The sequence below is a fragment of the Bifidobacterium hominis genome (assembly GCF_040095915.1).
GTDB classification, from domain to species: domain Bacteria; phylum Actinomycetota; class Actinomycetes; order Actinomycetales; family Bifidobacteriaceae; genus Bifidobacterium; species Bifidobacterium hominis.
Genome location: NZ_JBBMFR010000001.1, coordinates 313,323 through 326,431, shown reverse-complemented (window position 1 = coordinate 326,431; position 13,109 = coordinate 313,323). Strand labels below are relative to the sequence as shown.

General features: G+C 55.6%; 12 protein-coding genes. 1 reads left to right on the top strand and 11 read right to left on the bottom strand.

Features of this window, described 5'->3' with window-relative positions; translation table 11 throughout:
- On the bottom strand, nucleotides 1–404 hold a 404-nt coding region (locus WMO36_RS01490), incomplete at its 3' end, for a carbohydrate ABC transporter permease (protein ID WP_435374378.1).
- A 236-nt stretch (nucleotides 405–640) separates the two neighbouring features.
- Between WMO36_RS01490 and WMO36_RS01485 the strand changes: the two genes are divergently transcribed.
- Nucleotides 641–1,648, top strand: coding sequence for a LacI family DNA-binding transcriptional regulator (locus WMO36_RS01485; protein ID WP_003835762.1), 1,008 nt, complete (start codon nucleotides 641–643; stop codon nucleotides 1,646–1,648).
- A 133-nt stretch (nucleotides 1,649–1,781) separates the two neighbouring features.
- Here the strand turns inward: WMO36_RS01485 and sstT are convergent, their stop codons facing one another.
- From sstT to WMO36_RS01435, 10 genes are all read right to left on the bottom strand, one after another.
- Entirely contained in the window at nucleotides 1,782–3,074 is a 1,293-nt protein-coding gene (sstT, locus tag WMO36_RS01480; protein WP_099570856.1) for a serine/threonine transporter SstT, read from the bottom strand.
- Nucleotides 3,075–3,288: 214 nt separating this feature from the next.
- The gene (locus WMO36_RS01475) at nucleotides 3,289–4,041 is read right to left on the bottom strand and encodes a pseudouridine synthase (RefSeq protein ID WP_099570857.1); all 753 of its coding nucleotides are present in this window, start codon (nucleotides 4,039–4,041) and stop codon (nucleotides 3,289–3,291) included.
- A gap of 11 nt (nucleotides 4,042–4,052) precedes the next feature.
- On the bottom strand, nucleotides 4,053–5,945 hold the full coding sequence (gene glmS, locus WMO36_RS01470; protein ID WP_294448542.1) for a glutamine--fructose-6-phosphate transaminase (isomerizing): 1,893 nt from the start codon (nucleotides 5,943–5,945) through the stop codon (nucleotides 4,053–4,055).
- A 192-nt stretch (nucleotides 5,946–6,137) separates the two neighbouring features.
- Nucleotides 6,138–6,932 carry an amino acid ABC transporter ATP-binding protein gene (locus tag WMO36_RS01465; RefSeq protein WP_004219687.1) on the bottom strand — a complete coding sequence of 265 codons (795 nt, stop codon included), beginning with the start codon at nucleotides 6,930–6,932 and terminating at the stop codon, nucleotides 6,138–6,140.
- A gap of 12 nt (nucleotides 6,933–6,944) precedes the next feature.
- Nucleotides 6,945–7,928 (bottom strand): amino acid ABC transporter permease, encoded by a 984-nt coding sequence (locus WMO36_RS01460; protein WP_099570859.1) that lies wholly within the window; start codon nucleotides 7,926–7,928, stop codon nucleotides 6,945–6,947.
- 45 nt (nucleotides 7,929–7,973) lie between these two features.
- Nucleotides 7,974–8,903: an ABC transporter substrate-binding protein gene (locus tag WMO36_RS01455; protein WP_099571164.1), complete on the bottom strand. Its 930-nt coding sequence runs from the start codon at nucleotides 8,901–8,903 to the stop codon at nucleotides 7,974–7,976.
- A 288-nt stretch (nucleotides 8,904–9,191) separates the two neighbouring features.
- Nucleotides 9,192–9,701 carry a transporter substrate-binding domain-containing protein gene (locus tag WMO36_RS01450; protein WP_250779101.1) on the bottom strand — a complete coding sequence of 170 codons (510 nt, stop codon included), beginning with the start codon at nucleotides 9,699–9,701 and terminating at the stop codon, nucleotides 9,192–9,194.
- 293 nt (nucleotides 9,702–9,994) lie between these two features.
- Nucleotides 9,995–10,942 carry an ABC transporter substrate-binding protein gene (locus WMO36_RS01445; RefSeq protein ID WP_099570861.1) on the bottom strand — a complete coding sequence of 316 codons (948 nt, stop codon included), beginning with the start codon at nucleotides 10,940–10,942 and terminating at the stop codon, nucleotides 9,995–9,997.
- Nucleotides 10,943–11,072: 130 nt separating this feature from the next.
- Nucleotides 11,073–11,552 carry an SsrA-binding protein SmpB gene (smpB, locus tag WMO36_RS01440; RefSeq protein ID WP_004219704.1) on the bottom strand — a complete coding sequence of 160 codons (480 nt, stop codon included), beginning with the start codon at nucleotides 11,550–11,552 and terminating at the stop codon, nucleotides 11,073–11,075.
- A 143-nt stretch (nucleotides 11,553–11,695) separates the two neighbouring features.
- Nucleotides 11,696–13,090, bottom strand: a complete 1,395-nt coding sequence (locus tag WMO36_RS01435) for a CHAP domain-containing protein (RefSeq protein WP_099570862.1) — start codon at nucleotides 13,088–13,090, stop codon at nucleotides 11,696–11,698.
- Nucleotides 13,091–13,109 lie beyond the last annotated feature (19 nt).

Genomic DNA, 13,109 nt, shown 5'->3' with positions numbered 1-13,109 from the left:
ACCACGGCCGGCACCGCGTACGGCAGGAACGTGGTGATGCGGAAGAACTTCGCGCCGTGCAGCTTCATGGAATCCAAAGCCAAAGCCATCGCCGCCGACAGGAACAGCATGATCGGCACCTGCACGCAGGTGAACAGCGCGACCCTGCCGACTGAGCTCCAGAACTGCTGGTCGTGGAACAGACGAATGTAGTTGCTGATTCCCACGAACTTCGTGCCGCCGATCATCTGCTTCTGGAAGAAGCTGATGTAGACCGCGTACAGGATCGGGATCACGAACACGAACACGAACACCAACGCGAACGGCCACATGAACTTCCAACCACGCCAATCCGCCTTGTGTTTATTGACACGCACGGTTGCCGAATGCAGTGGCATATTGGCAACAACTTCCGTTGCTGACATCATTCCTCTCCTTCGAGGCAATACCATTTCACAGGGCAATTTACACCCCCGTAAAACAGCTCCTTCCAAATGTTTGCGTTATCATAATAACACTATATTCCAAAAGTGTCTACTTTTCGCACATTCTAGACCACATATTCACTGCATCGAACAAATTGCATGGTGACGAAAACAATACAGAAGTAAGCATGTAAAGTTAAGCACAGTACGCATTTTCGTTCGGAAGGTAGATACACATGGCACGCAACTCAGTCTCGCTGCAAGACGTCGCTAGGGAAGCAGGGGTTTCACCGCAGACCGTTTCCCGAGTGGCTAATGGGAGCGATGCCGTACGCCCAGCGACGAAACTTAAGGTCGAGGCAGCCATGGAGCATCTCGGATACAGGCCGAATTATGCGGCACGTGCTTTGAAAAGCGGACATTTCAACAATGTTGGTGTACTGCTTTCGCACATGTCGGCCTACGGGAACTCACGTATCCTCGAAGGCATCACTACAGCGGCCGCGAATAGCGGCTATTCCATCACCATTCGCCCCTTGGATAACCTGCAGGATCAGTCACTCGCCGGCGCACTGAAACTTGTGGAAGGCCTCCCCCTCGATGGTGCAATCGTGATTATGGAACGCGATTTCACCGACTTCAACCAGTTCAAGCCATCCGACAACCTACCGGTAGTGCTTATTTGCGAGGAACCGGCAAACCACTGCCCTACCATCGATTCGGACTCGTATGGTTGCGCCACTGCAGCCGTGGACTTTTTCCTGTCGAAGGGGCATAAAACTGTGTACCACATCGCAGGCCCCACCGTTTCACGCGCAGCACAGAGCCGCATCAGAGGGTGGCGCGACGCATTAGCGCAAGTCGGCATTCCCACACCACCCATGTATTACGGCGACTGGGAAGCAGATAGCGGCTACCAAGCCGGATTGGCCTTGGCCCACGAAAAGGATTGCACCGCAATTTTCGCAGGCAACGATCAAATGGCATACGGTGCCATGCTTGGCCTGAGGACAGCCGGAAAGCGCGTTCCCGAAGATGTCAGCATCATCGGTGTGGACGATTCACTCCGCGGCGTTGTGCCCCGTCTTGAACTGACCACCGTACGTCTCAAGCTCAGAACTGTGGGGAAAGAGGCTTTTTCCATGATCGAGCAACAATGCAATGGCAAAAAAGTGCCTTCTGGAATCAAGAAACTTATCACCCCCGAATTCATCGACCGCGGATCCGTGGCAAAACTCGACTAATCGCAATATCTCGCGACTTTAATCAACGCAATCAATCAAATCAGCCAATACGAAAAAGGCGTCTCTCCAGCGTAGGTGAACCGCGTGGGAGAGACGCCTTCTAGATTGAACGAAAAGCTGAAATCGGGTGAAATCAGGCTTCGATGCCGAGCTGCTGGCGTTCCTTCTTGGAATACATGAACGCAGGAAGCTGACGGCCCTGCTTGAGCCAAGCATGATATTCGGCGGTCGCCGCAAACTCCACGTCGGAAGCGGAGTTCAGGCAGGTCTCCACGGAATCCTGAATAACACCGATGATGAAGCCGACACCCACCACCTGCATGGCGATGTCATTGCTGATGCCGAACAGCGAGCAGGCCATTGGAATAAGCAGCAGCGAGCCACCGGCCACACCGGAAGCGCCGCATGCGCCGAGCGCCGACACCACAGACAGCAGAATGGCGGCCGGCAACGAAATCTGAATGCCCATCGTATTGGCGGCAGCCATGGCCATGATGGTGATGGTGATGGCGGCACCGTTCATGTTGATGGTTGCGCCCAACGGAATGGACACGGAATACATATCTTTATCAAGACCAAGCTTCTCGCACAGCTGCATGTTGACCGGAATGTTCGCCGCGGAGGAACGAGTGAAGAATGCGGTCAGGCCGGATTCCTTGAAGCAGCGGTACACCAGCGGATACGGGTTGCGATGCAGGTACAGGAAAATGACCAGCGGGCCGAACACGAGCACCATCAGCAGCATGGTGCCGACGAGCAGGAGCAGGAGGCTACCGTACTCGGTGAAGGCCGCCAAGCCGTTTTCGGAAACGCTGGTGAACACCAAGCCCATAATGCCGAACGGGGCGAGATTGATGACCCAACGAATCACCTGAGACACGCCATCGGCCACATTGGCAAGGAACGCCTTGGAGCTTTCATTGGCAATACCCTTCATGGCAAGACCGAACAGGCAAGCCCACATCAGAATGCAGATGTAGTTGCCGTCGATCATGGCCTGAATCGGATTGGCCACAATATTGGTCAGCAACGTCTGCACAACCTCGCTCAAGCCCTGCGGCACCACATCGGCGTCAGCGGCATCGCCCAACGATATGGTCTGCGGGAACATGCGAGACGTCAGCACCGCCACTACGGCGGACAGGAACGTGGTGAACAGATACAGGAAAAGCACCGTACCGAAACGGCTATCAAGCTTGGAATTACCCTGAGCCAGAGCGCTTGCAACCAGTACAAACACCAGAATCGGAGCGACGGCCTTCAATGCGCTTACGAACAGGGTGCCGAATTCGCCGATCCACGCCATATGCGGCACGACCAATGCCAGTGCGGTACCCGCGATAAGACCGACGATAATGCGGATAATCAGTGACACGCCGTTGTACTTGTCGGCAACGCCACGAAGCGCTTTCGAAATATGGTTCATATTCTCTCTCGTTCTTTCCAGCCGGCTTGCCTTTACCAGCCAACACAACAAGAGCACATCCTAATCACGCTCGGTAACACGAAATGTGAAATGTCCAATTATAGGGACACGCAACTTCAACACGCCATAGCGATGCGATCAAATATCAGTATATCGATAAACGGTTTTTATATATCTTTATTCAGCGAGCAATACCTGCTGATCAGACTGTTAATCAGCCAAGCGGCACTTTCGAAACGAATGTACGAGGCTCCCCTGTCACCGGATCGTCGAAACGCAACTCACGAGCCACCAATTCCAACGGCTGCGAGAAATCATCGTAAGAACGCTGCACAATATTCGGATAGAAATCATCGCCCAAAATCGGCAATCCCAACGAATTCATATGCACACGCAACTGGTGCGTTTTGCCGGTTTTCGGGTGCAGCACATAATTCACGTATGCTTTGCCGTCGATGCAACGTACCGTGCCTCCCCGCTCAATCAACGTTTGCGCATTGACGGTTTCCGGAATTTCGTACGCCTGAAGTCGCCCGCGATCCTTGCAAATATGCGATGCTCGGATTGCCGGAAATGGTTGATGCCTGTCGATTCTTACGATTGTTCCATATTGCGGATGCCGATCGGGGGCAAGTGGCGCCAAACATTCATAGGTTTTTATGGTTTTGCGATTTTGGAACAGCATTTGGTAAGCGCCACGCAATTCCGGTTTGCGCACAAATACGACGATGCCTGCGGTAAGTCGGTCCAAACGGTGCGCGGGAACAATATCAGGTTCGCCATACTGTTCCCGAAGTCGGATCAACGCGGTTTCGCGATACCACATGCCACGCGGTGTGGTGGCGAGAAAATGCGGTTTGTCAACCACGATAATTGCATCGTTCTCGTAAAGAACCCCATATTCGAACGGAATATGAGGCTCTTCAAGAACGTAACGATGCCTCTTCTGCTGACGCTGTTGACGCATCGTATGAACGATTACTCCACGGTGACGGACTTGGCGAGATTACGAGGCTTGTCAACGTCGTAATTCTTCAGCTTGGCCATGTCCATGGCGAATAGCTGAAGCGGCACCACATCCACCAGCGGGCTCATCAGCGTCGGGCAGGCCGGACGCCAGAACACCACGTCCGCATAGCGTTCAACATCGGGATCGTTCTCTTCGGCCACGGCGATAATGTACGCGCCACGGGCCTTGACCTCTTCGATACCGGAAATAACCTTGGCGTGCAGCACATTGCGGCCACGTGCCGGCGGCACGATGAACACTACCGGTTCGCCTTCATCCACCAATGCGATCGGACCGTGCTTGAGCTCGCCGGCCGCGAAGCCTTCGGTGAAGGTGTAGGCGATTTCCTTCAATTTCAACGCGCCTTCCATCGCAACCGGGTAGCCGACATGACGACCCAGGAACAGGAAGGACCTCGCATCGACCATCTGTGCGGCAGCATCATGCACGGTCTTGGCCTGCGTGTCAAGAACCCACTGGATCTTGCGAGGCATGTCTTTGAGGGAATCCAACGCCTGCGCGATCTCGTCACGGAACATTGCACCCTTGACCTGCGCCAAATACAAGCCAAGCACGTAGGCGGCAGTAATCTGCGCCACGAACGCCTTGGTGGAGGCGACCGCCACTTCCGGACCAGCGTGCGTGTACAGCACCGCGTCGGATTCACGTGGAATGGACGCGCCCTGCGTGTTGCAGATGGCCAGCACCTTCGAACCCTGCTCGCGCGCGTGGCGCAATGCCATCAGCGTGTCCATGGTTTCACCAGACTGCGAAATGGCCACCACCAACGTGCGCGGGGTGAGAATCGGATCACGATAGCGGAATTCGTGGGCAAGCTCCACTTCCACCGGAATACGCACCCAATGCTCGATGGCGTACTTGGCCACCATGCCCGCATAGGCGGCGGTACCGCAGGCGATGACGATAATCTTGTCAATCGCCTTGAAATCATGCTCGTCGATGCGAACCTCGTCAAGATTGAGATTGCCGTCCTTGCCGAGACGTCCCAACAGCGTGCGCTGCACCGCCGCCGGCCCTTCATGGATCTCCTTGTCCATGAAGGAGTCCCAACCGCCCTTTTCGGCCGCGGAAGCGTCCCAATCCACGGTGTAGGTCTTCGGATCGGCCACGATGTTGCCCATGAAATCAGACACCACGACCTTATCGGCGGACACCATCACGGCCTGATCCTGGTCGATTTCCATGGCACGCTTCGTGTAGGCCACGAACGCGGCCACATCGGAACCGAGGAAATTCTCACCTTCGCCAAGACCAACCACCAGCGGCGAATCATGGCGGGCACCGACCACGATACCCGGCTGACGGCAGTCGGTGGCGAGAATCGTGAACGCGCCTTCCAGCATGCGCGCCAAGCGTCGCACGGCCTTAAACAGGTCAGGCTTGCCGGTTTCCTCAACGATTTTCTCGCTGATTTTGCCCAGCAGTTTCGCCGCGACCTCCGTATCGGTTTCCGATGAGAAACGGTAACCTTCCGTCTGCAGATCAAGACGAAGTTGGGAGGCGTTTTCGATGATGCCATTATGAATGATGGCGACCTTGCCGTCACGCGAAGTATGCGGATGCGCGTTGATGTCATTCGGCACGCCGTTGGTGGCCCAACGGGTGTGTCCGATGCCCACGGTGGCCATCGGCATTGGATTGCGTTCCACGTCTTCGATCAGATTGGCGAGACGCCCCGCCTTCTTACGCACTTCCACATGGTCCATGCCGGGCGCGGTCAGCGCCACACCGGCCGAATCATACCCGCGGTATTCCAAACGTTGTAGGCCTTGGAGGCACACTTCCAACGGCTTGCCGCACGCGGTTTCCACATTTCCTGCATATCCTACGATTCCACACATAACACCTCAGCTTATCGGGTAATGGTGTCATTTTCGAAACGAAACCGCTCCATCGCGCCGAACCTTTGATATATGGACACAAAAATCCCCATGCCGACAGTTTTCAACATGGGGATTTTCTTCAGCCATTCTCTTGATCGCAATTCTTGAAATGAAGAGATGTCTGACTCTTACGATTACGCTTACGGCGATTTACAGCACGTGCTGCAGGAAGTCCTTGAATCGTGGTTCCTGCGGATTGTCAATGATTTCAGGACCGCCCTGTTCCACAACAACACCGCCGTCCATGAATACGATCTGATCGGCGACTTCGCGCGCGAAGCCTATTTCGTGGGTGACAACCACCATGGTCATGCCTTCTTTCGCCAAAGACAGCATGACGTTCAGCACTTCGCCCACCAATTCCGGATCGAGTGCGGAGGTCGGCTCGTCGAACAGCATGATTTCCGGCTTCATGGCAAGCGCACGGGCGATGGCCACGCGCTGCTGCTGGCCACCGGAAAGCTGTGCCGGATAGTGATCGAGGCGATCGCCCATGCCCACGCGATTCAGTTCTTCGATGGCAAGCTTGCGGGCTTCCTTTTTATCCATGTGCTTGACGTGGACCGGCGCTTCCATCACATTTTCGAGCGCCGTCATGTGCGGGAACAGGTTGAACCTCTGGAATACCATGCCCAGTTTGGAACGCTGCTCGGCCACTTCCTTGTCGTTCAGGGTCTGCAGCACCTGCTTGCCGTCCTTATCGACGTACTTGTAGCCGATCATTTCGCCGTCGACGTCGATTTCGCCGCCGGTCAGCGTTTCCAACTGATTGATCAGGCGCAGGAACGTGGATTTTCCGGAACCGGAAGGTCCCAGAATCACCGTCACCGAGCCGGGCATAACCGTCATATCGACGCCCTTGAGCACGTGCAGGCTACCGAAAGCCTTATGCACCTGCGTGGCCTTCACTGCGGGAACAACACCGTTGGTGGTTGGTTCAGTCATTGCTCACTCCCCTCACGCGGTCATGCCCGCGAACGTTGCCTCGTTCTGCTTGGCGATATCGTCTTTCGGTTCGCCTTCGGTTTTACCCGGCAGCGGCGGCTGCTTGCCGCGCGCGCCGGCCGGTCGTGCATCGAAGCCCTTGCCGAAATGCTTCTCCAGACGAGACTGCAGCACCATCAGGATGGAGGTGATCACCAAATACCAGATGCAGGCCACGATCAGCAGCGGAATCGGCTTGTACAGTCGGGTTGCGATTGCGGTGGTGGCGAACTGCAGTTCCAGCGTGAACGGCACGGCGTTGACCAGCGAGGTGGTCTTCAACATGCCGATGAACTCATTGCCGGTCGGCGGAATGATGATGCGCATGGCCTGAGGAAGCACCACGCGACGCATGATCATGGAACGCTTCATACCCAGCGCCTTGGCCGCTTCGGTCTGACCTGGATCGACGGCTTCAAGACCCGCACGCACGATTTCGGCCAGATATGCCGCTTCGTTCAGCGCGAGACCCAGCCATGCCGCGTTGAACGCGGTAATGACGGACTGCGAGTCAATGCTCCAGAATTCAATGGACGTGAAAGGAATGCCCACACCGATGCGGGGCACCAATACGGCGAACAGACCCCAGAACACCAGCTGCGTATACACAGGGGTGCCACGGAAGAACCAAATGTAGAACCAGCTCACGCCACGCAGCACCGGATTGATGGACTTGCGCATCACGGCCAGAATCACTGCCAGAACAATCGCGATGACCATGGAGATGACCGTCAGCAGCAGCGTGTATTTGATGCCTTCAAGCACATTCTCATTGAACAGGTACTTCCCAACCACATTCCATTCGAAACGCGGATTGGTGATCAGGCCCTGCAGCAGCATGGCGGCGAGCAGAGCAACGATGACCGCCGCCACAATCGGGCCCGTACGCTTAACCGGCAGCGCTTTGATGCGATTCGGAATATCGAGGCCGTCGCCGTCGATCTGTTTTTTCGCCATGATGCTTCAGTTCCTTCGTTGTTGATGAAAATAGTGGAGATGAGATCAGTTGAGATCGGTCGGGTTGATCTCAGCCTTGTCCAGAGCACCGGATTCCACACCCCAATGCTTGAGGATCTTCATATACGTGCCATCGTCCATCAGCTTCTGTACGGCCTTCTGCACGGCTTCAGCAAGCTGGGTGTTGCCCTTCTTGACAGCGATGCCCTGCTTGGCCACGCCTTCGACGTCACCCAAGGCCTCAAGCTGTCCGTCGGTCTGGGAGATGGCATAACCGGCGACCGGCGAATCGGCATAGAACGCATCGGCCTTGCCCGTAGCCACTGCAGTGGCCGCTTCGGCCTGACGCTTGTACGACATCACTTCGGCCTTGTTGTCGGCCTCGCAGCCTTTGGCGATGGTGTTGGCCTCCTCTTCCTGCACGGTGCCGGTCTGCACCGCGATCTTCGCGCCACACATGTCGGAAGTGTCGAGCTTCTTCGGATTGCCCTTCTGCACGGCCCACGTGGAACCCGCACGGTAGTAGCTCACGAAATCCACGGACTGCATACGCTCTTCGGTGATGGTCATGGCGGTGATGCCCAGATCATACTTGGAGCCAATGGAAGGAATGATGGTGTCGAACATGGAAGACACGATGTTCGGCTTCAAACCAAGCGTCTTGGCGATGGCCTTGGTCATGTCGATATCATAGCCGACCGGAGTCTTACCGTCTTCGGCATAGAATTCAGCCGGAGCGTACGAAAGCTCCATACCGGCGGAAAGCTCGCCGTCCTTCACCAGATCGCTGGACGAAACCAGCTTGGCCAGCTCGTCATCTTTTTCAATGGTGCTGACATCGTAACCGGTGGTAGTGTTCGACGAATCCGACGAATCGCCGGACTTGGAAGCATCGGAGGTGCCGCAAGCGGCAGCGGAAAACAACATCGCCGCGCTCAGCGCAAGCGCCACAACGGACTTGATCTTCAAAGACATGATACGCATATCCTTCTTCTTATCTCTTCATTGCCATACCGAGATCTCAACGCCATTCGATTGCAGAGAACCTCAGTATCTCAAATAGGCACGATAAGAGCGCAATGCTACATGTACGTTACGTTGCGCAAAACCTACGCACCAGCCAAGAATCACGCAATGAAGATCATCGAATCACGGAAAATCCATATACGAAAAACGGAAGACACGCGGATTCGGTCCGCATGCCTTCCGTCATATCGGCATCACAGTATCACCGCGTACGATACCTGCCTTACGTTTGATCGTTCAGCCGAGGTCGGTCGGATTGATTTCGGCTTTGTCGACCGCTCCGGTCTCCACGCCCCAATGCTTGAGGATCTTCATATACGTGCCGTCATCCATGAGCTTCTGCAGTGCGGCCTGCACCGCCTTGGCTGTATCGGAATCGCCCTTCTTGATGGCCACTGCCTCCTTGGTCACGCCGATATCCTCGCCAAGGGCTTCCAACGTGCCTTCGGTTTGCGGCACGGCCTCAAGACCTAACATATTGGCGAGCGCCTTGGCGATATCGACATCGAAGCCGACCGGGGTCTTGCCGTCCTCCGCAAGGAATTCCGCGGGAGCGTACGACGTGTCCATGCCGATGGTGGGCTTGCCGTCCTTGGTGACTGATTCCGGCAGCATTGCGGCTATATCAGCATCCTTCGTCACACCGGAAACGTCATAACCGGTGACGTTCGACGACGACTTGGAATCACCGGAAGCCGTGGAATCGGACTTTTCCGATGTGCCGCACGCACCCAACGAAACGATCATGGCGGCGCTTAGCGCAAAACAGTGAGTTTCCTCAGATTATTGAAAGCCATCGCGAATCATCTCTTCATTCCCGACCGTATGAAAACGGCCGAACCGAAGTTCTGCACGCACCATAAAAACGATTGCTACGGCCGCGTTAATAGTACGCAAACTCTATTTGACATGCCGTTTTTCCCTACGAAAAAGCGGGTTTTGTCATATCACAATATGATCAAAACCCGCTTTGTTTCCGGCATATCGCAAGCTATGCGATTCTTGAAACCGTCTGATCCGCAGACGGTTCAATCATGGAATCATTCGGCGCCCGGCGTATTGATTTCCGGCGTTTTGATGGCACCGTCCTCGACGCCCCAATACTTGAGGATCTTCAGATACGTACCGTCGTCAATGAGCTTCTGCACGGCCTTCTGCACGGCCTCATCCATCTGGCTGTCGCCTTTCTTGATGACGATGCCTTCCGGAGCGACGCCCTCGACCTTGCCAAGCGTTTCCAGCTGTCCATCGGTTTGCGCGATGGCATAGCCCGCGACCGGCGAATCGGCATAGAACACGTCAGCCTTGCCGGTGACAACGTTCGTGGTCACATCGGTCTGCAGCTTGCTGGAGATCACTTCAAGCTTATCCTTGCCGTCGGCCTCGCATTGCTTGGCCATCTTGTTGGCTTCGGTCTCCTGCATGGTGGCGGTCTGCACGGCCACCTTCTTGCCGCACAGATCGGACGTGTCGATCTTGTTCGGATTGCCCTTCTTCACGGCCCATGCCGATCCGGCATCGAAATGGCTTACGAAATCAACCGCATCCAAACGTTCCTTGGTCACGGTGAACGACGAAATGCCGATATCGTACTTGGATCCGACCGACGGAATGATCGAATCGAAATTCGCGGTCTCAGGATCCGCTTCAAGACCGAACACCTGTGCCAAAGCCTTGGCGATATCGACATCGAAGCCGACCGGGGTCTTGCCGTCCTCCGCAAGGAATTCCGCAGGAGCGTACGACGTGTCCATGCCGATGGTGAGCTTGCCGTCCTTCGTCACATAGTCGGGCAACAGTTTGGCGATGTCATCGTCTTTCTGCACCGACGAAACATCGTACCCCGTCAGTTCGTTCGATTTCGAACCGCTATTGGACGAAGCCGCATCGTCGCTTCCATCACTGGTGCCGCATGCCGCTCCAGCAAACAACATCGCAACGCTCAGCACGCACGCGGCAGCCGCCTTCAGACTTTTCTTCGCTTCCATATCCTTCTCCTATGTCTCGCTCGGTCTATTCGACCGAATCCGAACCATACACTAGAGAAGTCAAGCTACAAAAATATTACGACCGCCGCTTTATGTCAGTATGTGAAACCGGAAATTTTCCGGTTTCGACTTATCGCACTTGCTTGTTGGCATAGCGCATGGCACGCAACGCCTCACGCTTGTCTTGTTCCTCGCGCAACGCCTGACGCTTGTCGAATTCCTTCTTGCCTCGGGCCAACGCGATTTCCGCCTTGACGCGGCCATCCTTGAAATACAGGCTCAGCGGAATGATGGTGAAACCTTTAGCTTGGCTTTGACGTGCCAGCTTGTCGATCTGCGCCGCATGAAGTAGCAGCTTACGCTTGCGCTTAGGGGCATGATTGTTCCACGTACCATTGAGATATTCAGGAATGTTGGCTCCCTCAAGCCACATTTCACCGCGACGGTCGATGGTGATGAACGATTCGGCCAGCGATGCGCGTCCCTCACGAAGCGACTTCACTTCAGTGCCGGTCAACACCAGACCGGCTTCATACTTGTCTTCGATGGCGTAATCATGGCGTGCCTTCTTGTTCTGCGCAATCGGCTTCACACCTTGCTCCTTGGCCATGTCGGACCTCCTTTCCGGTTCTTCGAAGAAGTGTTTTGCAACGCAACAATCGACAATATCACGGGAGCGCGCCGCCCAACGATTCAGGCGGCGCGCTCCCGTGACACAACGTTCAAGGAAAAACTCAAACGCTCCTTGATGAATCAGTGCACATACCAGAACTGAGATGCGTTGTATAGCGTGCGGTACGACACGTTGAAGGGACCACCGGACGCGTTCATCTCGGAAATGGTGATAGTGCTTCCGTTCACCGCTTCCACAACGGCCACATGACCGTAGAAACCATCTGCTCCAGCCTGTCCGGGAAGGAAGGAGAGAGCCGCACCCACCTGCGGATTATGATCCACTCGCAGACCATATGAGGGAGCTGTAATATACCACTGACCACCGTTACCCAAATATGAAGGGGTTCCGATGCCCATCTGTCTACGACGGTCGTACGCCCACCACGTGCACTGGCCGGCCACGTAGGCATTGCCGTAATCGCCATTGGAGGTTCCCTGACCGGAATTGTTATTGGTGCTCGGCGCGGGAGCAGGAGTGGGAGTAGGCGCAGGAGTTGGCGCGGGAGCAGGCGTCACATTGTTGCTGCCATTATTGGTATTGCTGTTGCCTGGCTGGGTCTGCCCTTGATTGCCGCCATTATTTTGATTGGCTGCGGCGGCCTGCTCGGCTGCATACTGGCGATTGAAGGAATCGACCTGCGACTGCAACATAACCGTTTGCGCCGCCTGCTTGGCCACGTCACTATTCAGCTGCGACTGCTTGCTTTCCAATTCGGCACGGCGGGTTTCGCCTTCTGCGCGCAACTGGTCAAGCGAGTCGCGCTGGGTCTGTGCGGAGGCGGCAGCCTGCTGTGCGGATGCAGCCTTTTCATCAGCTGTGGTTTTCAGATTGGCGATCTGCTTTTCGATTGCGGCAAGACGTTCGCTACGGTTCATCGACGTGTTCAACGTATTCGCCGCATCGCTGGCCGCATTGGCCTCGGTACGGCTCAACGCATCACGCGACTGCATGGAGTTGATGAACTCCTGCGTACTTGTGGCACCGGTCACCACGCTCATCACGGTGGATGTGTCGGAACCATGCATATCTTCACGAGCCATCTGCGCCACGGCCGCATGCGCGTCGTCGTAGTCCTTGCCCGTCTGCTCAATCTGCGCTTCGAGGTTTTCCTTGTCTTTCTGCGCCGCTTCCAAACGGGAAGCGGCAGCCTCCGCCTCGCTTTGCGCCGAAGCGGCAGCGGCATTGGCCTCATCGACCTCAGCTTGGGCCGCCGGAATCTTCGTATTCGTCAATTCGTCCAGCTCGACGATCTTGTCTGCCAGATCGGACTTCACGCCAGAAAGCTGCGAACGCAACCGCGCTTCCCGCTGTGCGCTATTGGACTTCTGATTCTGCGCGTTCACCAGATTGCTATACGTATTTGCATGCGCCTGCGGAACAACAGGCGCGAACGGGGCGATCGCCATCGTGGCGCACATAGCCCCCGTTGCAAACACCGCAGCGGCCGGCTTGAGAGCTTTTTTGCTTATCATTCGGTCACTTGCCTCCCAT